Genomic DNA, 26,703 nt, shown 5'->3' with positions numbered 1-26,703 from the left:
CTCGATTCGAGTACATTCGAGCCGTGATTATTCTCGATTCGAGATTATGTCAAGTGCAACTCAGGATTTGGACAGAGGCAGCCTGGCGCCCGACAGCATGCGGGCCTCAAGAATAGCAGGTCGATATCGGAATAGACGCGCCGGGCGGCCGCCGGTGCCGCTCGAGATTTCGCCTGTTTCTTCAACAAGTTCCTGCTGATCAATCTGGCGGCGGAAATTGGGTTTGTGCAAGTGCAGACCCGACAGCGCCTCGACCGTGCGCTGCAATTGAAGCAGGGTAAAGCTTTCGGGCATCAGCTCGAACACGACCGGAGAATACTTGATCTTGGCCCGCAGCCGCGAAATGCCAGTTGCAAGGATTCGGCGGTTGTCGCCCGCCATGGGCAGGCCAAACTCGGGCACGTCGACCAGACCGGCCTCATACATCAGCTCATAGCGCTGCAGAACCAGTTCCTCGTTCCACGTCTTTCCATTCAGACCGAACAGATAGTCGACACGCTGAGCCTTGAGCGGATCCGCCCCGGCCCAAGCCGTCAGGCGAGCGGTGATACGCGGCACTTCTTCGGGGATGCTATCGCGATGGTCTTCCCAGGGGAAGTACCGGTACCAGCTGCGCCAGGACGGGCGCCCTGCTCCGGCTGCATCCTGTTCGCGCACCAGCCCTAGATAGCTGATCGAGATCCGCTGCGAGGTTTCAACATCCCCGGACCGAGGATCGCGATCCCTGTCCGCAAAGGTATAGAGTTGCTCAAGATAACCCACGGGATGGCCGGTCTGCGCCTCGATCCAAGCGCGCAAACTGCTCTGCAGGCTGCGATGAGAAGACTCGAATGGCCCCGATGGCAGCGCCTCACCCCCCCGCAAGGTCATGACACGCGGCTGGTTGTCGGTCACGGCGACAAGGATTGCGATCAGTTCGGCAGGGGCTAGTCCGCTGGGCAAGATGGTACCTGTGTTGTGCGCAATGCCAGTCATTGACATCGTGTTTGATTTCTAACCCAGATTTCAAACCTTTGCTTGAGGAAAATGCCGTCGCACGAACACCGAACTCAAGTTGAGGCTTTCACCGTTGATTGAAGGTGTTTCCGGCATCTGCAGTGGCGACCCCGGCAGGATTTGAACCTGCAACCTGCCCCTTAGGAGGGGGCTGCTCTATCCAGTTGAGCCACGGGGCCATTTAATAAAAACAAAGGGTTAAGTCAAACCCTGCCAATTGCGATTAAGTATCGCTTAGGAAACCACCTTTGCTCTACTGAATAGTAGAATGTTCTCTTGATTCCAAGGTTTTGCGAGCAAGGAAACGCAAATTAGCGCCAAGCGGCAAAAAATGAACATACTACCCTTTGAATATACGACGCCCGGTACAAAACGGGCAGTAGCCAAGTTTTCGGGTCGGCTTAGTCAAGTTATTTGGCGAATTCACCCACTAGTGCCGAGGGTCTTCAGAACAAACTCACCAACGCTTTGTAGACGAACCACTTTTTGATTTCATTTGGAGTAGCCTTTCCGTTCTTTTTCGGGCGCCACAACCTGGCGATTTCGGGATGGGACAGCGCCAAGGGGGGATTTGGCATTGCCAACTTGTTTGCACGGGGCAGAGGTTGGTCTGGTTTGCGTCAGTCAGGCGGTCATTTCGAGAGTGTAACCTTCCCAGAGGTCGAAGGCATCGGTTCTGGCATGACGGTATGATGCGGTGGAGAGTTGATAGCGGCGGGGTCGGAAGACGGTGTTGATCTGGCCGTGAGCGGCGAGGAACCTTTGGGCCTGACGCGGGGACTTGAACCGACCCATCAGTTTCTCACGCTTTCGAGTTGGCCTGTGTGATCCTTCGATCCGGTTGTTCAACCCTTTGTGTGCTCGGTGATCCGCACCCGGCGCAAGATCGCGGATCGGCTTGAAATAGCTTCGCAATTTGTCCGTGATCACAACGCGAGGTTCGCCAAATTGCGAAATCAACCGTTTCAGGAAGCGCCGGGCTGCCTTAGCATTCCGCCGTGGTTGGACGAGGATATCAAGAGTATCTCCCTTCGCATCCACGGCCCGCCAGAGCCAGCATTTCCGACCATTGATTGGGATGACCACTTCGTCCAAATGCCATTTATCGGCCGCGGAAGGCCGGTCTCGCCAGATGCAGTTTGCGAAATGGTCACCAAAGCGATTGACCCATTTCCTGATCGTTTCCCGACTGACCATTACACCGCGCTCCGCGAGCAGATCTTCAACATCAGCCGTGCTGAGAGCAAAGCGATGGTAAGCCCAGACGGCATAGGCGATGATCTCACGAGGAAAGCGAATGCCTTTAAGGCGCGGCATTTGGGGCAGTATGTTCATGCATGAGCGGTAACCCGTTCACAACGCCCAAACAAGTTGGCAATGCCTTACAATATCATGACAGTTTTGGGCGCGATTGTGATACAATGATCAATATGCTGCCCTCTTTGTTATCTTAACCTGTGTTCCGTGGGCTTGGCTAAGGCCCTGGTGTCATCGGCAGTGCAATCAGGTCGCAGTTGGGTTTCGTCTTTTTGGGCCGATGGTGACAACTCAGAGAAAATAGACAACACTCGCCAGGCGATCGCAGAATGTCGTGTCGGGCAGGTAGAGTGAACAAAATGACGCTAAAGGCGCTTCCCAAGCTTGTGGTTCAGGTACCCTGTCTGAACGAAGAAGAGACCTTACCGGCCGTCATTCGCGACATCCCACGCGAAATCTCCAGCGTGGGGGTGGTCGAGCTTCAGGTCATTGATGACGGATCAACGGATCGCACCAGTGAGATCGCAAAAGAACTTGGTGTTGAGCATGTTGTTCGCAACCGCGGCAACAAAGGGCTTGCCCGTTCGTTCCAGATCGGAATCGACAACGCATTGGCTCAGGGGGCCGATATCATCGTCAATACGGACGGTGACAACCAATATTCTGGCGCGTCCATCCCTGATCTGATTGCACCCATTCTGGCCGGCAAAGCCGACGTTGTTGTCGGGGATCGAAAGCCCGGCCAAAACCAGTCATTCTCGCCCGTCAAACGGATATTGCAGCGGGTTGGCAGCCGCGTTGTGTCGGGCTTTGCGGGGCTTGAGGTCAATGACGCGGTCTCTGGATTTCGCGCCTATTCGCGCTATGCGGCGCTGCATATCAACGTCATGACCAAATTCAGCTATACAACCGAAACACTGATCCATGCCGGGCAAACCGGCCTGAGCGTTGTGACGGTCCCGGTTGAGGTCAATCAAGTTGAACGCCCATCGCGTCTGTTCAAATCCATGCGGTCCTTCATCTCGCGCCAGATGGGGACCATCTTGCGCAGTTACGTGATGTACCGCCCGCTAAAAGCCTTTGCCACAATCGGGCTGGTGCTGCTGCTGATCGGGATCATACCGATCGCGCGGTTCGTCTTTTTCTATCTGATGGGGGATGGCGACGGAAAAGTTCAGTCGCTTGTCCTGGGCGGTGCCTTTGTGGTGATGGGGTACTTCACGATCATTATTGCGATCCTGTCGGAAACGATTGCCACAAACCGGCGCCTGCTCGAAGCGACGTTGCGCCGGGTTCGGGAGTTGGAGCAAAGGGCGGAGCATGCAGATCGTGCATAACGCTTCGCAAACGGGATTTGTGGCATTCTGGACAAGCAGACCGTTTGCGATAGTCGCCCTTGTTGGCTCAGCCTACCTTGCGGTTTTGTGCTGGTTTGCACAGGGTCTGTACCCTGATCCGTTTTTCGGGGGCGCTATCTACGATGGCTATTATCACGCCATCCTGAACGGGCATTTTGATTTACCGCCCCGACTCTTGCGGTTCGAAGGACATTATACACCTGACGCTCAAGGTTATCTTTATCACGGGGCAGGGCCGTTGCTTCTGCGCTTTTTGTTCGGTTGGGCTTGGCCGTTCGAGTCGATCCCGATGGCCGGGTTTTCGATCTGGTTCTGGACCGCACTTGGAACACTGGGTTATCAGGTGGCGCTGAAAGATCTGATTGCTCAAACCGCGACACCGGTACAAAGGAATGCGCAGGGTTGGGCAGTCTTTTTTGCAGCGGCTTTGTGGGTTTGCGGACCTGCGACCCTGCTTGTGGTCAATCAATCGCTCTATCACGAACCTATCGCGCTGGCATATGGCGCGGCGGGTGCCTTTGTGGCGGTTTGGGTGCGCTTTAGTAAGGACAAGCTGCATCCTCTGCTGGCGTTTTCGGTATTGGCTTTGTGTGCAGCTATCACGGTGCATGCCCGCCCTAACCTGGCAATTGGACTGTATGTGGCTCTGATCGCCCTGTGCGGTTGGAGCGTGATTAAACACGGTGTGCGAATGCTGCTGCCCGCGTTGGTTGCCGGAGCAATCCTGGCTGCGGGCGGTTTGCTTTATCTGGGTCTGAACACCCTGAGGTTCGGCGGCGCTGCCGAAGTCCATGGATCGTTCGAGGCAAGCGAGACCCAATACGGGACGGTCTTCTGGGGGATAGAGCCTCAAGAGTCCCCCCGCGCGCAGGCCTTTACCGAACATGGCCGATTTAATGTTCAGCGTATTCCACCGAATGCAGGATTGTATGCGTTTGACCTGCCTGCTCTGGAACTGACGCACCGCCCATCGATGGCGATTTACAACCTCTTTCAGAAGGCGACCCAAGAAAGGCTCGGATATATAAGGGTCGAAGGTCCGCGTTACGGGCTTCTATGGCTCTGGCCGATTTGGTTGAGTTTCGCCGTTGTCGGCTTGGTGCAACTAAGGCGCGCAGAACATCTGGTATTGGCTGCCGGTTTGTTGGTTGGCGTTTTGGTCACGCTCTCTTATGGGACGATCACGCTGAGATACCGTTTTGATCTGTGGCCACTGGTAGCATTCCTAAGTTTTCTTGGGATATCTCGCGTTTTGCCGGGTTTTTCGAACCGTCATCAGCCTGGCATCTTCAAACGACTGGTCTTTGCAGCGGCGCTGATGGGAACGACGGTAACGGCGATGGCGTCGTTTCCGTACACCGCCCTGTTCCGCGAGATCGAAGGTAGTTTCTTCGCGCCATGGAGCAACGGCTACTGCACCAACCTGGCCGAAGGCGCAGGGTTGCCGTCCAACCAGATGTCCGTGATCTGCCGAGCACCGACTGAGTTGAAGGGATAAGATCGGGATGCGTTTGCTAAAGTCTATCTATGTCAGCCTGTTTCGCTTCTTGGCGGCGCTTGCCCAGGTAACCGGGCTTGCTGGATTTCTAGAGCGGCGGTGTGACAAAGGGCGCGGATGGCATTGGATGTCCAGCCTGTTCGCAATCTACGATATTGATGCGATGGTCGGGCTCGACGTGCCATGGTGGACCTACGACGCCATAGAGCAAGTGGATTCATTCTTGGCTTCACGCCCGGCGCGCGTGTTCGAATATGGATCGGGTGCCAGCACAGTTTGGCTGGCACGCCGCGCGTCATATGTTACCAGCGTCGAACATGACGCGCCTTGGTACAAGAATGTGACAGCCAAGATTCCGATGATCGAGGGCTTGTGTCCTACCGAGGTCAAACTGTTTGAGGCAAGTAGTGATGCGCCCGCTGACGCTCTGTATCATTCAGAAAAAGCCGATGGTTCTCTAGTACATTTTATGGCCTATGCCAGTGCAATAGATGAGGAAGAGGGTCTGTTTGATCTGATCGTCGTGGATGGTCGCGCGCGTCCAGCCTGCTTGAAACATGCAATCCCCAAGCTGGCACCGGATGGGATTATCGTGTTCGACAATTCTCATCGCGCGCGCTACCGCCAATCGATCAACGATTGCGGGTTGTCCGAAACCAGGTTGCGCGGGCTGGTTCCGACCTTGCCTTATCCAGATCAGACCTCGCTCCTGCGCGCCGAACCGGCGGGATAGGCCGATGCCAGTGGCGCATCTGCTCAAGGATGAGTTGCTACGTCGAAGACTGGCGCGCAGGTTTGGCCTGCTGGTTCTGGCGCTGTCCGTCATTTTCATTGGACGCGAGATTTCACGCAATTGGGACGCGCTGATCAGTTTCGATCCACCCGATGGGTTCTTTATACGCTGCGCAGTGATGGTTGCCCTCTATTCAGCTTTGCTATTTGTGCTGGCCGAGATGTGGCACCGCATCGTGCAACTATTCGGACCCGAGCCGCGTCGTCGGACATATCGGTCATTCACCCTGTCTCAAATCGCGCGATACGTGCCCGGCAATGTTGTCCACCTTTTGGGACGGGCTGTTTTGCTGCGCGGCGGGGCACTGAGCGACAAGCAGTTGGCCATGGCGACCTTTGCCGAACTAATTTGCTTACCCGTCGCCGCTTTGGTGATCTTGGTAACTGGTGTTTGGTTCGTGCCTTTTGACATATTGCCGTGCGAAGCTGTTGGCCCTGTCTGGCCTATGCTTACGATTTCAATCGCTGTTCTGCTGACCCTGGTACTGGGTTTTTTTGCCTTCAAGCAGAGCCTCACACTTTCTGCTTTGCTCTTGATTGCGCTTCTTGCGATCGCATTTCTTCTTGGCATGAGCTCCGTCGCCGCCTGGGTCCTGAGCGAAATCGACGATGTACCCATTGGCGTTGTGGCCCTCGCCGGTGTTGTTTCTTGGTTGATAGGGTACGCAACGCCTGGTGCGCCAGGCGGTTTAGGCCCTCGCGAAGCCGCGTTCATCGCAATTTTAATTGGCGTTACGACACCCGGTTCAGCCCTGATCGCTGCGGCTGTTTTTCGACTGATTACTGTTGCCGGCGACGTCATCTGCTTTGCGATAGGGATTGCCCTTTTTAGGCGTTAGCGCGGGTATGCGGACAACCAGTGTCGAATTTCTCTCCGTTTTACCTATCGAAGGCAGGAAGAGGTAAGTTGGAAACCTGGACACCTCTATCAACGGCATTGCCAACTTGTTTGCACGGGGCAGAGGTTGGTCTGGTTTGCGTCAGTCAGGCGGTCATTTCGAGAGTGTAACCTTCCCAGAGGTCGAAGGCATCGGTTCTGGCATGACGGTATGATGCGGTGGAGAGTTGATAGCGGCGGGGTCGGAAGACGGTGTTGATCTGGCCGTGAGCGGCGAGGAACCTTTGGGCCTGACGCGGGGACTTGAACCGACCCATCAGTTTCTCACGCTTTCGAGTTGGCCTGTGTGATCCTTCGATCCGGTTGTTCAACCCTTTGTGTGCTCGGTGATCCGCACCCGGCGCAAGATCGCGGATCGGCTTGAAATAGCTTCGCAATTTGTCCGTGATCACAACGCGAGGTTCGCCAAATTGCGAAATCAACCGTTTCAGGAAGCGCCGGGCTGCCTTAGCATTCCGCCGTGGTTGGACGAGGATATCAAGAGTATCTCCCTTCGCATCCACGGCCCGCCAGAGCCAGCATTTCCGACCATTGATTGGGATGACCACTTCGTCCAAATGCCATTTATCGGCCGCGGAAGGCCGGTCTCGCCAGATGCAGTTTGCGAAATGGTCACCAAAGCGATTGACCCATTTCCTGATCGTTTCCCGACTGACCATTACACCGCGCTCCGCGAGCAGATCTTCAACATCAGCCGTGCTGAGAGCAAAGCGATGGTAAGCCCAGACGGCATAGGCGATGATCTCACGAGGAAAGCGAATGCCTTTAAGGCGCGGCATTTGGGGCAGTATGTTCATGCATGAGCGGTAACCCGTTCACAACGCCCAAACAAGTTGGCAATGCCGTCAGGACCACGACACGTTTGCCGAAGGCATCAGCCTTGGCGAAGTTCTTCACCTTGCCCCAAGGCCGGGCAGCGTCTGGCAGGTGTCTGTCAGCCGCGAAGTTTAACGCGGCCCTCAGCGCGTTCATGTCCCGGTTGGCGGTAGCGCTCCGAGCGCGCAGGCGGTCCTCCGCATGGCCCTCAAGGAAGGAGTCACGGTAGCGTTCAATGTCGCTTACAGTCAGGTCCAGGACCAACATATCGCCGAACCATCGCTTGGTCCGCAGGACATAGTTCATGGTGCTGTGTTCCGCTCTGGGCTTCATGCCGCGAGCCAACTTGTCAGCAAACCAGTCGTCCAGCGCACGAGCGACCGTTATGGCCGCAGGAGCCGGAGCGAAGATGTTGCGGGCAGCTTCGCAGGCTTGATCGAAGTTCAGCACATCGTTGCCGTTCGCAGATTCAAGATCGTCTGCCACACCGGGGATGCGCTTCTGTTTAGACACGCCATCAGCGTCCAGCATTCGTACCGTCCATAGACCGGGCAGCTTGGCTCCCTTCCTGTATCCGACATGTAACTTGTCCGTCAGCCGCCGGAAGTGGGCATTCGGCGACGGATTCAGTCTCGCGCGGGCAGCGCGAGTGGTGATCGGTTTGTCCTGTACGGTCCTAGCCATGGCTATTCCTAAAGCATCCAGGCCCCCTCTGGGCTTAAGAATGGCTTAGTATAATAACCGTGCTTAGTAAGGGACGGTCCGGGCTTAACCGGGCATAACGCACTGTTTTATTAGTCTTTCCTGAAACTGAGAGGCTTGTTTCGTGGGTGCTGTAACCCCTTAGGAGGAGGCTGCTCTATCCAGTTGAGCCACGGGGCCGTGCAAAGCCCTCTCTACCTTTCTTTTTTCGGCTTGTCATGGGGTTTACTGAGGGTTTGCTGTAGGCGTGCTGAACAGTTGTAAACTGCACGGTGTTTACGCTAGCATCAGATAAAACAACAACGCAGGTGCCTTCCGTGAACACAGAAACAAAACGCCCGCTTACCCTTCGCGATGTCTCTGAGGCCTCTGGGGTATCCGAGATGACGGTCAGCCGGGTCCTGCGCAATCGGGGCGATGTGTCGGATGCGACGCGCACCCGCGTTTTGGCCGCCGCGAAGGAACTGGGCTATGTGCCCAACAAGATCGCGGGCGCGCTGGCCTCAAGCCGGGTTAATCTGGTGGCGGTCATCATTCCATCCCTATCCAATATGGTCTTTCCCGAGGTTCTAACCGGCATCAATCAGGTATTGGAGGACACCGATCTGCAGCCTGTGGTCGGGGTGACCGACTACCTGCCTGAGAAAGAGGAAAAAGTGCTGTATGAGATGCTCTCCTGGCGGCCCTCGGGGGTGATTATAGCCGGGCTGGAGCATACCGACGCGGCGCGGGCGATGCTGGATTCGGCCGGAATTCCTGTGGTTGAGATCATGGATACCGATGGCAAACCGGTTGATGCAATGGTTGGGATCTCTCATCGTCGCGCCGGGCGCGAAATGGCGCAGGCGATCCTGAAAGCGGGCTATGAACATATCGGCTTCATGGGCACCAAGATGCCGTTGGACCACCGGGCGCGGAAGCGCTTCGAAGGCTTTACCGAGGTTATGGGCAAGCACGGGATCGAGATTGAGGATCGGGAATTCTATTCCGGCGGCTCGGCTCTGGCCAAGGGGCGTGAGATGACGCAAGCCATGCTGGAACGCTCGCCCGATTTGGATTTTCTGTATTATTCCAACGATATGATCGGTGCTGGGGGGCTGTTGTACTTACTAGAGCAAGGTATCGACATTCCCGGTCAGATCGGCTTGGCGGGTTTCAACAATGTCGAACTTCTGCAGGGCCTCCCCCGCAAACTGGCGACGATGGATGCCTGCCGACTTGAGATCGGACAGCAAGCGGCCAAGATCATTGCCACGCAGCTTGACGATCCGAATGCCGAGATCGAGACCCGCGTGACTCTGACCCCCAAGGTCAACTTTGGGGATACGCTGAAACGGCGCTGATATCGTGGCGCTGAAACGGCTGGACAATCGCACGGCGCGGGCGATCTTCATGGATCGCCACGCGTTGGCCGAACCTCCATCGGGCGGCTCTAAGGGCACCGATCTGCTGGATTTGATCCAGAGGCTGGGCTTCGTTCAACTCGACAGTATCAATACGGTGGCGCGCGCGCATGACATGATCCTGTTCTCGCGCAGGCCCAGCTATCGCAGCGGGAACCTCAAACGTTTGTATGAGCGGGACCGGGCACTGTTCGAACACTGGACACACGATGCAGCCGTCATTCCGATGGAGTATTACGCGCATTGGCATCTGCGGTTTCAGCGCGATGCGGATCTGCTGAAATCGCGGTGGAAGAACTGGCGTCGGGATGGGTTTGAGCAGCAGTTCGAAACGGTTCTGAGCCATATCCGCGATCATGGGCCAGTGTCCTCGTCCGACGTGGGGAAGGATGAAAAGAAGGGCTCTGGCGGGTGGTGGGATTGGCACCCGTCCAAGACCGCGCTTGAGTATCTGTGGCGCTCGGGCGCGCTGACCGTTGTCGGGCGGGAGGGGTTTCAGAAACGCTATGATCTGACCGAACGGGTTATCGAAACGCATCTCTGCCCCGGTCAGCGACCCTATGACGCCGAGGCGACGGTTGATTGGCTTTGCAATGCGGCGCTGGACCGGCTTGGCTTTGCCACTTCGGGTGAGCTGGCCGCGTTTTGGGACACCGTTAACGCGGCTGAGGCTAAGGCCTGGTGCGCCCAAGGGTTGCAATCAGGCGCACTAGAGGAGGTCGAGGTCGCTTGCGTCGACGGACGCCTTCGCAAACTGTTTACCCGCCCCGATCTGACCGATGGCTTGAGCGATCTGCCCGCACCAACAGGCCGCATCCGAGTTCTCAGCCCATTCGATCCAATGCTGCGTGACCGGAACCGGGCCGAGCGGCTGTTTGGTTTTCACTACCGGATCGAGGTCTTCGTGCCCGAGCCCAAGCGGACATATGGCTACTATGTTTTCCCGCTGCTGGAAGGCGACAAATTGATTGGCCGGATCGACATGAAAGCCCATCGCGATGAAGGTATTCTGCGCGTCAAAGCCCTGTGGCCGGAGCGCGCGATACGGTGGTCGGATGCCCGCACGCGACGGCTGGATTCCGAGTTGGACAGGGTGCGCCGGTTTGCCGGTCTTGATACGGTCGAATTTGCCAATGACTGGCTGAAAGAGCCTAAATAGGGTCTATTCTGGATCCGTGAGGGTCAGGTGAATGGGCTCCAACCCATCTATCCCACCTTCAATTTCATCCCCTGCAGCAACTGGACCTACCCCGGCGGGAATGCCCGTCAAGATCACGTCGCCGGGGCGCAGGTGATAGAAACCGGACAGGTGGCAGATGATCTCATCAATTTTCCAGATCAACTCATTCAAAGTCGCGTCCTGCCGAACCTTGGCGTTGACGCTCAGATGAATGCGCTTGCGGTCCTCCGGCGACCATTCGGCGGCTCGGGTCAAAGGCGCAAAGACAGCGCCGTTCTCAACATCCTTGCCAAGATCCCAGGGGCGCTGTTTGTTGCGTTCGCGGATCTGAAGATCGCGACGGGTCATATCCAGCGCACAGCCATAGCCATATAACGCTTCCCACGCCTCTGCAGGGGTGGCGCGGAACAAGGGGCGACCGATGGCGACGGCCAGTTCCATCTCGTGGTGCTAGTTTTCGGTCCCCGGCGGGTATGGCACGCTCGCTCCAGTCAGAATGGCGTTTGCGGACGACTTGGTGAAATAGAACGGTGCCTCACGATCTACCTCGTGGCCCATTTCAGCGGCATGCGCCGCATAGTTCCGCCCAACGCAGAAAATCCGACCGATGGGATAGGTCGCCTGTTCGCCGACCACGGGGATGGAGATTGGTTCGGGTAGTGAAAACAGATACGGCATGATGATCCCCTGAGTGTTGCGCCGCGCAGCTTATCGTCTGGCACGCAACTGGCAAGCCGTCGCGATGCGCCGGTTCACGCCGACATCTGCGGCGTGATCTGGCGCAAAGCCGCCCAATTCCTACCGCGGCGCATCTGGGCGTATGAATCCCTTGGAAACAGGTAAAATCGGGCTAAATCGCCTAGTAGATTTGAGAATTGATGGCACCCTCACCACCTGCCCGGCACAGAAGTTCTGCCGGAAAGATCAATACGACTGAAGTGACCTGAAGATACCTCTTGCGGACGCCTCAACATGTCGGCATTGGGACGTGAACGTATCGGAGACGGCAGGCGAAGACACCCATCCCCCTGGGAGTTTCGCCCGTGTTAGACCCTGTTTCAGGGCTGACGCGCCCTCCGACACGTGGGCCGGGCCGTCGGGTAAGACGACACGCAACGGCCTTGGGCCAGGCACAGAATCCAACCCGGGTCTGGCCACCCCGCCGGAGAATTCCCCCTACCTTCTCCGGCGGGGTTTTAGCTCAGCGGCTCACTCTTTGAAATTTTTCAGCTCGTTGAGGATATCCAGAAGCGTTTCATGCTTTTCGGGACCAAGATGCGCGCGCATGCGATCGGCCTGTTGAACAATGCCCGTCAGATTGTCCTGAATGATCTGTTCGCCCTTCGCGGTGATCTCGACGATCTGACGTCGTCGATCTTTGGGGTGACAGCGGCGCTTGATCAGGCCCTTGTCTTCCAGTTTTTGCAAGATGCGCGTCAGGCTGGGCAACAACAGGCATGCCCGTTCGGATATATCGGTCGGCTCGCTTGCACCTTCTTCTTTCAGAAGGCGCAGCACGCGCCATTGCTGCTCGGTCACCCCGGCATCAATCAGCAATTTGCGAATGGGGCCCATCACCCTTTCTCGGGCGCGCAACAAAGCGATGGGCAGGGATCGCGACACCAATGGGAGTTGATCGGACATGCTGAATCATCGCTGAAAAAGCAGGAAGTCTCAAGTCGCCCTGAGAGGAAAGGCTCGCAAGACTCTGATAGCTATAGGTTTAAATCCACTACTGGTGAGCTAAACCCGCATCGCCTCGGCGGCTTTTGCATATCCACCAGAAGCCCCATCCACGAAATGCACATGATCGTCCCGCATGGCTGAGGGGACAAAGCAGGTCATCATCGCCTCATCCTGTACGTGCAGGCCGTAGCGTATTTTGCCGCGGCCGCGGGCTTCATCCAGCATACGCTGGAGGCGGTCCAACGTGGCAGGGTCGCAGTCCAGCGTCATTTTCAAGCCATCGTCGAATTTGCGGTAATCTGCGTTTTGGCTGACCATCCGCCGATAGTGGCCGGGTTCGAACTGCCCCAACCGCTTGCCCGTCAGAAATAACAGTGCAATCAACAGGTTCTGCCCAAGCAGTTTCAGCTTTTGCGCAAACAGATTGCCCCCCGCGCGCGAGACATGAGCGTCCAACCCAACATCCGGCGGCGGCCATGTCATCGGAGGTCCGTTTTCCGGAACCGGATGCCCCGAACGATCCAGTTCTGCGGCCATGGTGACAACAGATTGCGCCAGATCCGCAAAATCCCGCTCGGTCGCCTGAACCGTCGGCTGCACCACGACCGAAACGATCTGACCATGCTGCGCAGGACTGTTGGACCAGCGGCAGGACAGGCCGGTCAGGTTTGGCTGCGCGCTGGGCGCGGCGGGCTCGACCGAATAGTGCCCGGATTTCATCTGCGCCTCGGCCCAGGCCAGGCCTCCGCCCGAGAACATGGCGTAGTCCACCCCGGTGGATGGGGCATAGCGCGCCACCCTCAGGTCTTTTCCAGCCTTGCGCAACTCGGCCACCGGAACGAGGGCCGCGCGCAACGGCATCTCAAACTCCTCTTCGGCCCAGCGCCGCAGGGTTGCCAACGCTCCAGCCGCGATATCCGCCGCACTGGGTGGCACGGCGAAGCCTGCCCCATCGCCACCAAAGACATAAGGAAAAGGTTTGTTTTCCAAAGCGTTGATCATGGCCGAGATCACCGCAGCGCCGACCATGTTGACGGTTTTGTACCGTCCCTGCGCAATCTGCGTCGTCGAATCCACAATGTCGGCAACACCCACAACCCAATCGTCCGGAACCGAGGCAAACTGCGCCGGGTCCGACAGAAGGGTAAAATCGCGCCAAAGCGGCAGGGACTCGTAAAAATCTGAATGGAGGTCTTTCATCGTCCCCCCTTTGTTCCAATTGGGGGTTAAGCTAGCCCGAATGTGTTCGCTGTCCTCCCCTTGCAACATAGTACACGTGCTTGTGCGTTTTGCCACGGCGTGCCAATCAGGGCGGTGGAAATGCGCAGGAAAGGGCCGTTCATGCAGGCAGGTTTGGTTGTACTATGTCTGGCTTATGTCCTGAGCCAGTTTTTTCGCGCGTTCCTTGCCGTTCTCAGCCTTGATCTGGCGCGTGATATCGGTGCCTCGCCCGAGGATCTGGCCTTTGCTTCGGGCCTTTGGTTTCTGGTCTTTGCAGCGATGCAGCTGCCGGTGGGCTGGGCGCTGGATCGTATTGGACCACGGCTCAGCGCATCCGTCCTGCTGCTGATCGGCGGGGCTGGAGGGGCGCTTGTTTTTGCCGCCGCCAGCAGCCCGCTGCATGTCAGCATTGCGATGGCTCTGATCGGCATTGGCTGTTCACCGGTTCTGATGGCCTCGTACTTCATCTTTGCACGCGAGTATCCTCCGGCTCGGTTTGCTACGCTGGCGGCGCTGATGCTGGGCGTCGGGTCGGTTGGCAATCTGGTTGCGTCCTACCCAACGGCGCTTGCGGTCGAATTGATGGGCTGGCGCGCCACGATGGTTGGGTTGGCGGTTCTGTCCGCCGCCATCGCCTTGGGCATCTGGTTCAGCGTGCGTGATCCGAAAAAGGTCGAGACCGACCACAAAGGATCTTTGCTGGACTTGCTGAAAGAGCCTGCCTTGTGGCTCATCCTGCCCTTGATGCTGGTCGCTTACGCTCCGGCGGCTGCACTGCGCGGGCTTTGGGCGGGGCCATACCTGAACGATGTGTTCAGCCTGACCACCACGCAGATCGGCACGGCCACGCTGGTAATGGGAACCGCGATGATCGCGGGGACTTTTGTCTACGGCCCGTTGGACCGCCTTTTGGGCACCCGCAAATGGGTGATTGTCGGCGGCAATGTCCTCTGCGCGGTCGCGCTTGGTCTTTTGTGCCTGTGGGTCGATAGCGCTGTCTGGGTGTCGGTCGTGATGTTGTCGCTGATCGGGTTTCTGGGCGCGAGCTTTCCAGTCATCATGGCCCATGGCCGAGCCTTCATCCCGCCGCATCTGACTGGGCGCGGCGTGACCTTGTTGAACCTTTTCGGCATCGGCGGCGTAGGGCTTGCGCAATTTGCCACCGGGCAGATTCACGCCGCTTTTTCCGACGTCAGCCCCACGGCTCCATACACGGCGATATTCGGCTTTTTTGCGGTGACCCTTGCCATTGGATGCGTGATCTATCTATTCAGCCGGGATAGCGTCGACTGACGCAACGATCAGGAGAGCTCGGTGAAAGACCCCGTCGTCATTGCCCCCAATCTCAAACGCAGGCTTTCGGGCGTGACGGCAACGATTGCGCGACTGGTCCCTTTGCAGGCGCAACACATCGACATCGCCGCCACCGGGCCGGGGCTGCCCGCCGACATTCCGCATATCCCGCTGGGCCGCCTGCCTTTTCTGTCCCGTCGCACGCTGCGGGTATGGCACGCGCGCCGCAATACCGAGATGCTACTCGGCCTGATCCTGCGCAATGTCTTCCGGCTGAAGCTGAAACTGTTGTTCACCAGCGCCTCGCAGCGGGTGCATACGGGTTATACCAAATGGCTGATCGACAAGATGGACGCGATAGTCGCGACCTCGCGCAAGACCGCAGAATATCTGGAGCGCGACGCGCAGGTGATCATGCATGGCATCAACCTAGACGATTTTACCCCGCCTGAGGACAAAGCCGCCCTTCGCGCTCGGCTGGGGCTGCCGGACGGCTTGCTGCTTGGCTGCTACGGACGCATCCGCCATCAGAAAGGCACGGACGCTTTCGTCGACGCCATGATTGATCTGTGCGCGTTGTCCCAAGATGTCTCAGGCATCGTTATGGGCCGCGCGACGGAAAAACATACGGGTTTTCTGGCCGAGCAGAAAGACAAGGTCGCCAAGGCGGGCCACTCGGACCGTATCCTCTTTATGCCCGAGGTGACGGTCGATCAGATTGCCGAATGGTATCAGGTGCTGGACCTGTTCATCGCCCCCCAACGGTGGGAGGGCTTCGGCCTCACCCCGCTTGAGGCAATGGCCTGCGGCGTGCCCGTTGTCGCAACCGATGTCGGCGCGTTTTCCGAGATCGTGACCGACCCGTCGCTAGGCCGGGTGGTGGCCCCGGATGACATCCCGGCACTGGCCGATGCAGCCGCAGAAATGCTGGAAAATCGTGATTCCCTGTCTCAGGCCGGACAGGCCGCCCGCACCCATGTTGAGCAGAATTTCGATATCCAAGGCGAAGCACAGACCCTTGTGGCCCTCTACAAGCGCCTGCTAAGCGCGTGAAGCGCCTCAAATCGGCGTCATTCGTCGAAATACGGCGCAAAAGCCCTTTTGTCCCGACGGCAACGCGGCTATGAACGCGCGTCCTTAACTTTGGAGACATGAAATGGGCTATCGCGTCGTCGTCGTCGGCGCCACAGGTAATGTGGGCCGCGAAATGCTGAACATCCTGGCGGAACGCCAGTTCCCCGTGGACGAAATTGCCGTGCTGGCAAGCCGTCGTTCGCTGGGTACTGAGGTGACATTTGGCGACAAGACACTCACGACCAAAGACCTGGATACCTTTGATTTCACCGGCTGGGATATGGCCCTGTTCGCTGTAGGCTCTGCCGCGACCAAGGACTATGCGCCCAAGGCCGCTGCGGCGGGCTGCGTGGTGATCGACAACTCGTCGCTCTATCGCTACGACCCCGAGATCCCTCTGATCGTGCCGGAATGCAACCCGCAAGCGATCCACGACTACAAAAACAAGAACATCATCGCCAACCCCAACTGCTCGACCGCGCAAATGGTTGTAGCGCTGAAACCGCTGCACGACCGCGCCAAGATCAAACGCGTTGTCGTCTCGACCTATCAGTCGGTGTCTGGCGCGGGCAAAGAGGGTATGGACGAGCTGTGGGAACAGACCAAGGCCGTCTACAACCCGATCAACGAGGTTGAGCCGAAGAAGTTCCAGAAGCAGATCGCCTTCAACGTCATCCCTCAGATCGACGTCTTCATGGAAGACGGCTCGACCAAGGAAGAGTGGAAAATGGTTGTCGAGACCAAGAAGATCGTCGATCCGTCTATCAAGGTCACGGCCACCTGCGTCCGCGTACCTGTATTCGTTGGCCACTCCGAGGCCGTGAACATCGAGTTCGAGGAATTCCTGGACGAAGACGAAGCCCGCGATATCCTGCGCGAAGCGCCGGGCATCATGGTGATCGACAAGCGTGAGGCCGGCGGCTATGTCTCGCCCACCGAATGCGTAGGCGATTTCGCAACCTTCATCAGCCGCATCCGTCAGGACTCGACCGTTGAAAACGGCATCAACCTGTGGTGCGTCTCGGACAACCTGCGTAAGGGTGCGGCCCTGAACGCAGTCCAGATTGCCGAACTTCTGGGTCGTGAGGTTCTGAAAAAGGGCTGATCCCTGATCTGAAATTGGTAGCAAGGGGCCGTTTCGTCAGAAGCGACCCTTTTTCTTTGCGTGTTTCGAAGTGGTCCCGTTCACGACAAAGGACAGACACAGCAATCCGTGCTAAGTAACGCCGATAGCCTTAAGAAAACCATCTAAAGGGTTTTACGATGCGCATTTTCTCTGTTCCTTTCATAATACTCGCCGCTCTTTCTCCGTTGTCCGCGACATCACAAGAGATCGCCGATACGATCTATTCCGGCGGTCCCATTCTGACGATCAATGATGACCAACCCTCGGCCGAGGCCGTGGCGGTCCGAGATGGCCGCATTCTGGCGGTTGGATCGCTTGCGGATATGGCCGAGCATCAAGGCGACGGGACCGTAGCGTTCGATCTTGCAGGGCGCGCAATGTTGCCTGGATTTGTCGACAGCCACGGGCACGTTGTGATGGGCGGGTTGCAAGCCTTGTCGGCCAACATGCTGGCACCTCCGGACGGCGAGGTGACAGACATCGCCAGCCTGCAGGCCACTCTGACAGCATGGGCCGAGGCAAATGCCGAAGCCGTGGAAAACGCGAACATGATCATCGGCTTTGGGTATGACAATGCGCAACTGGCCGAATTGCGGCATCCCACGCGCGAGGATCTAGACGCCGTATCCACCAACATACCCGTTGTGATCATCCACCAATCCGGACATTTAGGTGTTGGCAACTCAAAGGCGCTGGAACTGGCGGGCATCACCGCCGAATCCGAGGCACCACCAGGCGGGGTTATCCAGCGGGATGAAAACGGAGAACCCAACGGGGTGCTAGAGGAGTATGCTTTTTTTGCCTTGTTAGTGCCTCTTCTTGGCGATCTGGGCGAAGACGGTCTGGCTGAGTTCGCCCGCGCCGGCAGCGCCCTATGGGCGCGGTTCGGATACACCACCGGGCAAGAGGGTCGATCATCCGGTGAGATCGTCGAGGTTCTGAAAAAGGTTGGGGCCAATGGCGAACTGCCCATTGACGTGGTTGCCTTTCCGGACGTTCTGGAGGCGCAGGACTACATTGGCAGCAATGTCTCAGGGGACTACACGAATAGGGTCCGTGTCGGCGGCTGCAAGCTGACCATTGATGGCTCACCCCAGGGGTTCACGGCGCTGCGCGACCGTCCCTACTACGATCCGGTTGGCTCTTACCCCGCAGGCTACGCGGGCTATTCCGCGATCACGATGGAGCAGCTTCAGGACGCGGTGAACTGGTGCTATGAGAACGGCATTCAGATCCTGGTGCATTCCAATGGCGAAGGCGCATCGGACATGCTGATCGCCGCTCTGGAAGAAGCCCAAAGGAAATACGGCGACCCCGGAAACCGCCCGGTTCTGATCCATGGCCAGTTTCTGCGCGAGGATCAGGTCGCCAGTTTCAAACGCTTGGGCGTTTTCCCATCTGTTTTTCCAATGCACACGTTTTATTGGGGAGACTGGCATCGCGACCATACCGTCGGCCCAATCAACGGTGAGAATATCTCGCCGACCGGATGGATACGAGAGCGTGAAATGATGTTCGGAACCCATCACGACGCGCCGGTCGCCTTGCCCGACAGCATGCGTGTTCTAGCCGCGACAGTGACGCGACGCACCCGATCGGGCGACATTCTGGGCCCTCATCAACGTGTCGATGTCTTGACCGCCCTCAAGGCCATGACGATTTGGCCGGCATGGCAGCATTTCGAAGAGGATCAGAAGGGCTCAATCGAAGTTGGGAAGGTCGCCGACTTCGTCATCCTTTCAGACGATCCGACAGCGGTGGACCCCGAAACCCTGGCCGAGCTTCAGGTACTGGTGACCGTGAAGAACGATACAGTTGTCTACGAGGCTGAAGACGGCATCCGAGAAGGAAAGCTGGACGTCTCACCCTTTTCTAGCGATCCGGTTGTGGCACATACCTTCCTGCACGCGATTTATCAGGGGATGAAAGTCGAACAGCCTTGGCTGGCGACGGAGCCAAAACGCAATTAAAGGGCGATTCCGAGGGCAGGGCTATCCCTGCCCTTCCACCAAAACCTTGAGGTTCATCAGACCACGCTCATAGTCTGGACCAAGCCACCGATCCATCATTACCCCCATCCAACGAGACATCGGATTAATACCCAACTCGGATTCGAACCCCCATGTCACCTGCGTCTGATCCCCATCTGGTTGCAAGAGAAACGCGGCCGAGGCTGTTCCCATCGGACCGAAATCAAGCGCGGTCTGGACGCTTTGGTTTTCGACGCTCGCCACAATCTCTTGCGATCCGGTGCCGACCTGCGGGTCGTCAGAGCTCCAGTTCAATATATTCCCCACCCCCGACTCTGGCCCGGAATAGGACAGCTTCGTCTCGGGGTCCCGGTGCAACCAGGGTGACCAATGCTCGGTCTGCTGCATTGAGTTCACATAGGGAAAGATCGCCTCGGGTGGCGCGTTGATGGTGATGCTGCGGGATACATCAGCTTTTGAGGGCAGCAGGTACGCAATGCCGACCAGCGCCAGTACAAGAGCGATCAGGCCAATAAAAACGCGTCTAATCAAATTCATAATATGCTCCAAAGGGTAATTCCTTTGTCCGGAGCATATCATAGAAAATTGGACGGAACCGCCGCTTACCGCGATGCTAGGGCGTCAGACCGGAACGAACTTTTTCTGATAGGGATCGAAACACTCCAACCCGCCCGCGCCGATATCTGTCCAAAGCCCGTGCAGGCTGAGCGTGTCGGTCTTGACCGCCTCGGAAACAAACGGGAAGGTCATCAGGTTTTCCAGCGACGCAACGACCGCCTGACGTTCAAACTGGCGGGCCTGCTCGACGCCATCCTCGATATCCGCGACCTGTTCGTACTTGGGCTTGAGGATATCCATCCAACGGCCAACAAAGCTTTCTTTTGCTTCCAGCTGCGGAGCTTCACCCTTGCACATGTCGATACAGCCCTGCACCCCACCGCATTGCGAATGACCAAGCACGATCAGATGCGCCACTTTCAACGCGGTCACCGCATATTCGATGGCTGCACTGGTCCCGTGGTGATCCCCATCCGGAGCGTAAGGGGGCACCAGGTTGGCAATGTTGCGGTGAATGAAGAACTCGCCCTGATCGGCACCGAAGATCGCGGTCACATGAACCCGGCTGTCGCAACAGCAAATCACCATCGCACGTGGGCGCTGCCCCTCATCCGCCAAACGCCGATACCAGACCTGATTTTCGGAATAGGTCGTCGCTTTCCAGCCGTGATACCGTTTCACCAGATAGGTCGGCAAAGGTTTGGCTAAATCCATTTCGGCATTCCCGTCTTTCGTTGCGTAGGCTGCTGTAAACCGAATTCAAGAAAAATTCGAGCCATTATCCAAATTCATCGCAAGGTTTTGCAAAGGAATTGACAGCAAGGATCATAGCCACGCCGTGGGGGCGACGAAACTAGGGTGAATGTGGTGGAAAACATACTCAGGCTTGAACACAAGGAAACCGTGCGACTGGATCCGGATCGCCTCAGCGGGCTGTACCGGCAATTGGGCGACAAGAACGCGTTGGACGTGCTGTGCCGCACGGTCGAGGAACTGGCCTTGCGTCTTTCGAATTGCGAACGGCATTGGCGGCAGCGCGATTGGCAGGCCTTGCGCAAATGCTCCAAATCGCTGGTGGCGATCGCCGATCAGATCGGAATGACGGCGCTGGCGCGGGTTGCGAGCGATGTCACCGGCGCCGTAGATGCGGGCGATGCCGTTGCAGCAGGTGCAACGCTGGGGCGGTTGATCCGGGTTGGAGAGCGCTCTCTGACCGCGATCTGGGATCAGCAGGACCTTTCGGTGTGACGGGGGTTGCGGGCAGGCCGCAGGCGGATAGTCTGGTCGCGAATTCACTCAGCCCGAGACGACTATGACCCTCAGCTTTGCTCAACCCTCTGACAACTCTGTGCCCCTGCATGTGGTGGCGCAACCTGATCTGGACGATTGGCTGGCCGGTCAGTCCGATCACATCCGAAATTGGGTAACGGCAAACGGGTTTAAGGGCGCTTTGGGTCAGGTCCTGACGGTTCCAAGCACGGAAGGCGGTGCGGGGTTCGCGCTGGCCGGATACGGGACCGAGGGCAAGCGTGCCCGCAAGCGGTTCCCTCTGGCCGCTGCCGCGGATGCGCTGCCGGAAGGCAGCTATCACATCGCGGCGGACGTCCCGACGGAGCATCTGGAGATGGAGTGTCTGGGCTGGTTGCTGACCGGCTACGCCTTTGATCGCTATGCGCCTCAATCCGCCGCCAAGGCGCGTCTGGTTGCTCCTGAGGGGGTTGATGCCGCGCGGTTGGAGGTACTGGCAAATGCCGAGGCGCTGACCCGCGATCTGGTCAACACGCCAGCCTCCGATATGGGACCTGATCAACTTCAAGCAGCAGCCGAGGTCCTAGCGGACGAATTCGAGGCCAACTGCAAAACGATCACCGGCGACGCGCTGCTGGAACAGAACTTCCCAATGATTCACACGGTCGGGCGCGCCGCAGATCAGGCCCCGCGTCTGATCGAGATGAATTGGGGCGCGGCCGGACCGACGCTGACACTTGTCGGCAAGGGTGTGTGTTTCGACACGGGCGGACTGAACCTGAAACCGGGCGCGTCGATGGGGCTGATGAAGAAGGATATGGGCGGGGCCGCCAATGTGCTGGGTCTGGCCCGGATGATCATGGCGTTGAACCTGCCGCTACAGCTGCGGGTCCTGATCCCGGCGGTCGAGAATGCGGTCGCAGGCAACGCCTTCCGTCCCGGAGATATCCTGACCTCTCGTAAGGGTTTGACGGTCGAGATCAACAACACCGATGCCGAGGGACGGCTGGTTTTGGCCGATGCGCTGGCGCTGGCGGATGAGGGGAAACCGGACCTCGTGATCTCGATGGCAACCCTGACCGGTGCGGCCCGTGTGGCCGTGGGGCCTGATCTGGCGCCGTTCTACACCGATGACGACCGCGCCGCTGGGGCGCTGAGCAAAGCTGCCGCTGGAGCCGCTGATCCGGTCTGGCGCATGCCCTTCCACACGCCCTATGAGGCGATGATCGAACCCGGCATCGCCGATCTGGACAACGCGCCCTCGGGCGGTTTTGCAGGCTCCATCACCGCAGCCTTGTTCCTGCGCCGCTTTGTTGAAGACAGCAGCTACATGCACTTCGACATCTATTCCTGGCAGCCCAGCAAGCAACCGGGTCGCAGTAAGGGAGGGCTGGGACAAGGCCCACGCGCCCTGCTGACCGCACTGCCCGAGCTTTTGGGCCTATGACCCAGCTACGCGTTGTGGAGCCCGTCATTGACCTGCTGCGCAGCCCAGACGGCCCGCGCGATCGTCAGTTGCTGTTCGGAGACACAGTACAGCTTTCAGAACAGCAAAACGGTTGGAGTCATATCGAGGCTTTCAAGGACGGCTATGTCGGATGGGTTCGCTCGACCCAATTGGGGCCGCAACAGGCCACAACCCATAGGATTATTGCACCTGCCACGCATGCCTATGAGCAGGCGGATATGAAAACCCGCGATCTGGCCTCGCTGAGTTTTGGCAGCTCTGTACACGCCCTCTCACAAACGGATAGGTTTGTTGAAACTGAGCTGGGTTTCATCCCAAAAGTCCACACGGCCCCGATTGCCGAATTGAACCGTGATCCTGTCGCTGTGGCCGAGTTGTTTCTGGGCACCCCCTATCTGTGGGGCGGCAACAGTCGGTTCGGGATCGACTGTTCTGGACTGGTTCAGGTGGGGTTGCTGGCCTGCGGTATGGCGTGTCCCGGCGACAGCGGCGATCAGGAAAAGGCCCTTGGTATCACTCTGCCCGAAGGATCAGAGGCCAAACGCGGCGATCTGTTGTTTTGGAAAGGCCATGTCGCATGGGTTTCCGGGCCGAATATGCTGTTGCATGCCAACGCGCATCATATGGCAGTCGCGTATGAATCCTTGGATCACGCCATCACGCGCATTCAGGCGCAAGGCGACGGGCCTGTGACGGCCCATAAAAGGCTCTAATCCGGGGAAACTGAGCGGATCAGCTTGCGCTCCAATACCCGCAAGACCGTGCGCAGGTCATGGCCGCGTTTCAGAATCCGTCCGTCCATCCCCACAACAGAATACATCCCCTGCTTTTGGCGCAGACGGGGGTGCTTCTCGATCCGGTAGATCGGATGCTCGGCGGTCCGTCGGAAGATCGAAAAAATCGCCATGTCGCGCAGGTTGGAAATTCCGTAGTCGCGCCATTCTCCGGCGGCGACCATCTTACCATAGACGGACAGGATATGGGACATCTCGCGCCGGTCGAACGCGACGGGCATCTGGGCCGAGTTTGTTGGGAACCGGCTGGGAGGCTGCATGTTCATACCCCAAGCCTTGCCGGAAAACGCGGCTGAATCAAGCCCGATGCGCAAGCGGGCCACAATTCGTCAACGGGTGTTACCGCCGTCCGACTTGTCGACATATCAGGATCACAGGCAGTAACCCAACGGCCAGAATGACCAAGGATGGTACCGCCGCCCCCTCGAGCCGCTCGTCCGAGGCCAGCCGGTAGGCCTGCACTGCCAACGTGTCAAAGTTGAAAGGGCGCATGATCAGCGTTGCGGGCAATTCCTTCATCACGTCGACAAAGACGATCAACAGGGCCGTCAACAATGAGGGCGTCAGGATCGGCAAATGCACCCGCCTTAGCGTGCCCAGAGGCGTTTGCCCCAAGGACCGGGCTGCGGCGTCCATATTGGCGTGAACCGTACTTTGCCCGCCTTCATAGGCACTTAGGGCTGCCGCAAGGAACCGCACCATATATGCCGCCACCAGCAGCCAGATGGACCCGGTCACCAGCAGGCCCGTCGATACATCAAACGTCGCGCGCATCCACGCGTCCAACGAATTGTCAAAGCTGGCAAAAGGCACCAGCAGACCAACGGCGATCACCCCGCCCGGCACCGCATAGCCTAGCCGCGCGATATAGCCCGCGATGGTCGAGGGCCGCCCCGGTCTCAAGCGCTGAAAGAACCCAACGCTGACGGCCGCAATAACGGTAATGACAGCAGCCGTCCCGGCGAGGATAAGCGAATTCTGAATGAAGCCGAGGTAGCGAGGCGACAGTAGGTTCTGCTCAGACTTCAACCCCATCTCGAACAGAACAACCACCGGCAGCAGGAACCCAAAAAACACGGGAATGGCGCAGAGGGCAAAAGCCCCAATCGCGCGCCATCCAGTCAGTTGCGCTGCGGGCAGAGCTGCATGTTGCTTGCCCGCCTGATAATACTTGGCCTTGCCGCGCCGCGTGCGTTCAGCCACAGCCAATACAAGCGCGAAGGTCAGCAGACACAAAGCCAGTTGTGCGGCGCCTGCACGATCTCCCAGCGAAAACCAACTGGTATAAATGCCCGTGGCGAAGGTCTGGACGCCGAAATACGAGACGGTTCCGAAATCGGCGATGGTCTCCATGATCGCCAGAAGAACGCCTCCGGCAATGGCAGGACGCGCCATCGGCAGCGAAACCCGCCGAAAGGCCAGCCAAGGGCTGTTTCCCAACGCCCGCGCCGCCAGAAACGCGGTGGCGCTTTGCTGCAGGAACGCTGCCCGCGCCAGCAGGTAGACATAGGGGTAAAGCACCAGCGTCAGCATCACCGCCGCGCCCTCGGTCGAGCGGATTTCGGGGAACCAATAGTCGCGCGGCCCCCAGCCCGTCACATCGCGCAGCGTGGCCTGCACGATACCGGGATGATCCAGAATGAATGTGTAGGCATAGGCCAGAACGTAGGCCGGGAAGGCCAGCGGCAGGACCAGCGCGATTTCCAAAAGGCGCACGCCGGGGAACCGCGTCATCGTCACCAGCCACGCCGCTCCGGTCCCGATGCTGAACGTGCCAACAGCCACCAGAACCACCAATATGGCGGTGGTCATCGTGTAGCGGGGCAGCACGGTTTCAGCAAGGTGCGAGATGGTTTCCGTTCCACCGGTCAGCGCCGCCAGAACCACCGCGACCATCGGCAACAAACAGGCCGCCGCTACGATATAGGCAATGGCCGCCAACAGCCGCGTGCCACGCACGCCGCGGTTTCGTGATCCATTTTCAGAATATTCGATCTGGGCCATTGTCCGGGCTTGTAAGTGGCGAGGGCGTCCTCTTTCTCGACTAAAACACTAGGAAACGCCAGTGCCCAGAGCAATAAATCTAGCAACAAATCTGCGGCATCAAACGCCGCAGATCTCAGTCATAGACGCGCTGATCCTCAATCACCAGACCATCCTTAGGCAGGGACCCGGGGGCCACAACCTCGATTGCGCCTTTCAGCTTCAGCACCTCAGCCACGGATTTCGCATAAGCCGTGTCATCGCCACCCGCGCTTTCGATCTGGACGGTCATCGTGTCCATCTCACCCTGACGGGCTGCGATCACGCGGGCTTTGACGATCTCGGCATGTTTGTCGACCAGCGCGGCCACCTGCTCGGGCCGGACGAACATGCCCTTGATTTTGGTGGTCTGATCGGCGCGCCCCATCCAACCCACGATCCGAGCGTTCGTACGACCGCACGGCGACTGACCCGGCATGATGGCCGACAGGTCGCCGGTCGCAAACCGGATCAGCGGGTAGTCAGGGTTGAGAGAGGTCACCACGACCTCGCCAACCTCACCGGGCGAAACCGGAGTGCCGGTGCCAGGGGTGACGATTTCGACGATGACGTGTTCGTCCAGAATCATCCCTTCCATCGCCGCGCTTTCATAGGCGATATTGCCAAGATCAGCCGTGGCATAACATTGCAAACAGGCGATGCCGCGATCCGCGTATTCCTGCCGCAACGAGGGGAACAGCGCGCCCCCACCCACAGCGGCCTTGGAGAAACTCAGCGCAACGCCCATGGCATCGGCCTTGTCCAGAATGACCTTCAGATAGTCCGGCGTGCCCGCATAGGCCGTGCATCCAACGTCGCGGGCGGCGGTCACCTGCAGCTCGGTCTGGCCGGTCCCGGCAGGCAGAACAGCCGCGCCAACCGCGCGAGCGCCGTTTTCAAAGATCATGCCCGCAGGCGTCAGGTGATAGCCAAAGCAATTCTGAACGATGTCGCCCGCGCCAACACCGGCGGCGTTCAGGAAGCGACCCATGCGCCACCAATCGTAGTCGGTGCTGCCCGGCTCATAGATCGGGCCGGGGGATTGGAACACATGGTGAAAGTGCCTCGCCGGTTTGACCGTAAAGCCGCCAAAGGGCGAGCGCTCCCCTTGCGCGCGGGTCAGGTCCGACTTGCGCAACACCGGTAGCAAGGGCAGGTCTTCGGCCGTTTTCACCGTATTAGTGTCTGTTTCAGCGAAATGCGCCATAAACCCAGGCGCAGACCGCGCCCGTTCTAGTTGCGCCTGCAGCGCCACCGCCTGATCTGAGGCGCGCTGATCCGCCGAGCGCGTTTCGAGTGCATCGAAATAGGTCATCGCCATA

At 58.3% G+C, this 26,703-nt stretch carries 24 protein-coding genes, 1 tRNA gene and 1 pseudogene; 13 read left to right on the top strand and 13 right to left on the bottom strand.

Annotation, left to right across the window (positions count from 1 at the left end; genetic code table 11):
- Positions 1 to 60 precede the first annotated feature (60 nt).
- From ACR0I8_RS04460 to ACR0I8_RS04450, 3 genes are all read right to left on the bottom strand, one after another.
- Positions 61 to 975 carry an NUDIX hydrolase gene (locus tag ACR0I8_RS04460; RefSeq protein WP_480702779.1) on the bottom strand — a complete coding sequence of 305 codons (915 nt, stop codon included), beginning with the start codon at positions 973 to 975 and terminating at the stop codon, positions 61 to 63.
- A gap of 123 nt (positions 976 to 1,098) precedes the next feature.
- Positions 1,099 to 1,175 (bottom strand) — tRNA-Arg (locus ACR0I8_RS04455).
- Positions 1,176 to 1,620: 445 nt separating this feature from the next.
- Complete coding sequence (locus ACR0I8_RS04450) at positions 1,621 to 2,331, bottom strand: IS6 family transposase (RefSeq protein WP_170689482.1); 711 nt, start codon at positions 2,329 to 2,331, stop codon at positions 1,621 to 1,623.
- Positions 2,332 to 2,612: 281 nt separating this feature from the next.
- Here ACR0I8_RS04450 and ACR0I8_RS04445 point away from each other — a divergent pair, with 281 nt between their 5' ends.
- From ACR0I8_RS04445 to ACR0I8_RS04430, 4 genes are all read left to right on the top strand, one after another.
- Positions 2,613 to 3,590 (top strand): glycosyltransferase family 2 protein, encoded by a 978-nt coding sequence (locus ACR0I8_RS04445; RefSeq protein ID WP_170380126.1) that lies wholly within the window; start codon positions 2,613 to 2,615, stop codon positions 3,588 to 3,590.
- Positions 3,574 to 5,109, top strand: a complete 1,536-nt coding sequence (locus tag ACR0I8_RS04440; RefSeq protein ID WP_170693455.1) for a hypothetical protein — start codon at positions 3,574 to 3,576, stop codon at positions 5,107 to 5,109. The genes ACR0I8_RS04445 and ACR0I8_RS04440 overlap by 17 nt, the downstream gene beginning before the upstream one ends.
- A gap of 7 nt (positions 5,110 to 5,116) precedes the next feature.
- Positions 5,117 to 5,842, top strand: coding sequence for a class I SAM-dependent methyltransferase (locus tag ACR0I8_RS04435; RefSeq protein WP_170693453.1), 726 nt, complete (start codon positions 5,117 to 5,119; stop codon positions 5,840 to 5,842).
- Positions 5,843 to 6,020: 178 nt separating this feature from the next.
- On the top strand, positions 6,021 to 6,740 hold the full coding sequence (locus ACR0I8_RS04430) for a putative bifunctional lysylphosphatidylglycerol flippase/synthetase (RefSeq protein ID WP_170693451.1): 720 nt from the start codon (positions 6,021 to 6,023) through the stop codon (positions 6,738 to 6,740).
- Positions 6,741 to 6,885: 145 nt separating this feature from the next.
- On the opposite strand, the gene ACR0I8_RS04425 is transcribed toward ACR0I8_RS04430, so the two are convergent.
- Together ACR0I8_RS04425 and ACR0I8_RS04420 are read right to left on the bottom strand one after the other, a co-directional pair.
- Positions 6,886 to 7,596, bottom strand: coding sequence for an IS6 family transposase (locus ACR0I8_RS04425; RefSeq protein WP_170689482.1), 711 nt, complete (start codon positions 7,594 to 7,596; stop codon positions 6,886 to 6,888).
- Positions 7,565 to 8,299 carry a hypothetical protein gene (locus tag ACR0I8_RS04420; RefSeq protein ID WP_170689483.1) on the bottom strand — a complete coding sequence of 245 codons (735 nt, stop codon included), beginning with the start codon at positions 8,297 to 8,299 and terminating at the stop codon, positions 7,565 to 7,567. Before ACR0I8_RS04420 ends, ACR0I8_RS04425 begins: the two co-directional genes overlap by 32 nt.
- 335 nt (positions 8,300 to 8,634) lie before the next feature.
- Here ACR0I8_RS04420 and ACR0I8_RS04415 point away from each other — a divergent pair, with 335 nt between their 5' ends.
- Both ACR0I8_RS04415 and ACR0I8_RS04410 read left to right on the top strand, forming a co-directional pair.
- Positions 8,635 to 9,660: a LacI family DNA-binding transcriptional regulator gene (locus ACR0I8_RS04415; protein WP_170380279.1), complete on the top strand. Its 1,026-nt coding sequence runs from the start codon at positions 8,635 to 8,637 to the stop codon at positions 9,658 to 9,660.
- 4 nt (positions 9,661 to 9,664) lie between these two features.
- Positions 9,665 to 10,879, top strand: coding sequence for a DNA glycosylase AlkZ-like family protein (locus tag ACR0I8_RS04410; protein ID WP_170689484.1), 1,215 nt, complete (start codon positions 9,665 to 9,667; stop codon positions 10,877 to 10,879).
- A 3-nt stretch (positions 10,880 to 10,882) separates the two neighbouring features.
- Here ACR0I8_RS04410 and ACR0I8_RS04405 read toward each other — a convergent pair.
- The 3 genes and pseudogenes from ACR0I8_RS04405 to ACR0I8_RS04395 all read right to left on the bottom strand — a co-directional run bounded on the left by ACR0I8_RS04405 (position 10,883) and on the right by ACR0I8_RS04395 (position 13,786).
- A pseudogene (locus ACR0I8_RS04405) lies at positions 10,883 to 11,578 on the bottom strand (fumarylacetoacetate hydrolase family protein).
- 531 nt (positions 11,579 to 12,109) lie between these two features.
- Positions 12,110 to 12,544, bottom strand: coding sequence for a homoprotocatechuate degradation operon regulator HpaR (gene hpaR / locus ACR0I8_RS04400; protein ID WP_170380277.1), 435 nt, complete (start codon positions 12,542 to 12,544; stop codon positions 12,110 to 12,112).
- 99 nt (positions 12,545 to 12,643) lie between these two features.
- On the bottom strand, positions 12,644 to 13,786 hold the full coding sequence (locus ACR0I8_RS04395; protein ID WP_170689485.1) for a DUF3095 domain-containing protein: 1,143 nt from the start codon (positions 13,784 to 13,786) through the stop codon (positions 12,644 to 12,646).
- 141 nt (positions 13,787 to 13,927) lie between these two features.
- Between ACR0I8_RS04395 and ACR0I8_RS04390 the strand changes: the two genes are divergently transcribed.
- From ACR0I8_RS04390 to ACR0I8_RS04375, 4 genes are all read left to right on the top strand, one after another.
- Positions 13,928 to 15,100, top strand: coding sequence for an MFS transporter (locus tag ACR0I8_RS04390; protein WP_170641077.1), 1,173 nt, complete (start codon positions 13,928 to 13,930; stop codon positions 15,098 to 15,100).
- 21 nt (positions 15,101 to 15,121) lie between these two features.
- Positions 15,122 to 16,153, top strand: a complete 1,032-nt coding sequence (locus ACR0I8_RS04385) for a glycosyltransferase family 4 protein (RefSeq protein WP_170689486.1) — start codon at positions 15,122 to 15,124, stop codon at positions 16,151 to 16,153.
- Positions 16,154 to 16,256: 103 nt separating this feature from the next.
- Positions 16,257 to 17,279 carry an aspartate-semialdehyde dehydrogenase gene (locus ACR0I8_RS04380; RefSeq protein WP_170380274.1) on the top strand — a complete coding sequence of 341 codons (1,023 nt, stop codon included), beginning with the start codon at positions 16,257 to 16,259 and terminating at the stop codon, positions 17,277 to 17,279.
- 158 nt (positions 17,280 to 17,437) lie between these two features.
- Complete coding sequence (locus tag ACR0I8_RS04375) at positions 17,438 to 19,270, top strand: amidohydrolase (protein WP_170689487.1); 1,833 nt, start codon at positions 17,438 to 17,440, stop codon at positions 19,268 to 19,270.
- A 21-nt stretch (positions 19,271 to 19,291) separates the two neighbouring features.
- Here ACR0I8_RS04375 and ACR0I8_RS04370 read toward each other — a convergent pair whose 3' ends face one another.
- Both ACR0I8_RS04370 and ACR0I8_RS04365 read right to left on the bottom strand, forming a co-directional pair.
- Entirely contained in the window at positions 19,292 to 19,828 is a 537-nt protein-coding gene (locus ACR0I8_RS04370; protein ID WP_170689488.1) for an SRPBCC family protein, read from the bottom strand.
- 84 nt (positions 19,829 to 19,912) lie between these two features.
- The gene (locus ACR0I8_RS04365; RefSeq protein WP_170470818.1) at positions 19,913 to 20,563 is read right to left on the bottom strand and encodes a carbonic anhydrase; all 651 of its coding nucleotides are present in this window, start codon (positions 20,561 to 20,563) and stop codon (positions 19,913 to 19,915) included.
- A 144-nt stretch (positions 20,564 to 20,707) separates the two neighbouring features.
- On the opposite strand from ACR0I8_RS04365, the gene ACR0I8_RS04360 reads away from it, so the two are divergent.
- The 3 genes from ACR0I8_RS04360 to ACR0I8_RS04350 all read left to right on the top strand — a co-directional run bounded on the left by ACR0I8_RS04360 (position 20,708) and on the right by ACR0I8_RS04350 (position 23,278).
- Positions 20,708 to 21,097: a hypothetical protein gene (locus ACR0I8_RS04360; RefSeq protein WP_170689489.1), complete on the top strand. Its 390-nt coding sequence runs from the start codon at positions 20,708 to 20,710 to the stop codon at positions 21,095 to 21,097.
- A gap of 64 nt (positions 21,098 to 21,161) precedes the next feature.
- Complete coding sequence (locus ACR0I8_RS04355) at positions 21,162 to 22,544, top strand: M17 family metallopeptidase (RefSeq protein WP_170689491.1); 1,383 nt, start codon at positions 21,162 to 21,164, stop codon at positions 22,542 to 22,544.
- On the top strand, positions 22,541 to 23,278 hold the full coding sequence (locus ACR0I8_RS04350) for an NlpC/P60 family protein (RefSeq protein ID WP_170689492.1): 738 nt from the start codon (positions 22,541 to 22,543) through the stop codon (positions 23,276 to 23,278). The genes ACR0I8_RS04355 and ACR0I8_RS04350 overlap by 4 nt, the downstream gene beginning before the upstream one ends.
- Here the strand turns inward: ACR0I8_RS04350 and ACR0I8_RS04345 are convergent.
- The 3 genes from ACR0I8_RS04345 to ACR0I8_RS04335 all read right to left on the bottom strand — a co-directional run bounded on the left by ACR0I8_RS04345 (position 23,275) and on the right by ACR0I8_RS04335 (position 26,696).
- On the bottom strand, positions 23,275 to 23,625 hold the full coding sequence (locus ACR0I8_RS04345) for a DUF2794 domain-containing protein (RefSeq protein WP_170380289.1): 351 nt from the start codon (positions 23,623 to 23,625) through the stop codon (positions 23,275 to 23,277). The two genes, ACR0I8_RS04350 and ACR0I8_RS04345, sit on opposite strands and share 4 nt — an antisense overlap.
- Before the next feature lie 73 nt (positions 23,626 to 23,698).
- Positions 23,699 to 25,363, bottom strand: coding sequence for an ABC transporter permease (locus ACR0I8_RS04340; RefSeq protein WP_170689494.1), 1,665 nt, complete (start codon positions 25,361 to 25,363; stop codon positions 23,699 to 23,701).
- A gap of 115 nt (positions 25,364 to 25,478) precedes the next feature.
- Entirely contained in the window at positions 25,479 to 26,696 is a 1,218-nt protein-coding gene (locus ACR0I8_RS04335) for an acyl-CoA synthetase family protein (protein ID WP_170689656.1), read from the bottom strand.
- Positions 26,697 to 26,703: the final 7 nt, after the last annotated feature.

Source organism: Ruegeria sp. BG9 (genome assembly GCF_056538305.1).
Note: the sequence above shows the minus strand (reverse complement) of the source record. Positions and strands in the feature narration are given on the sequence as shown.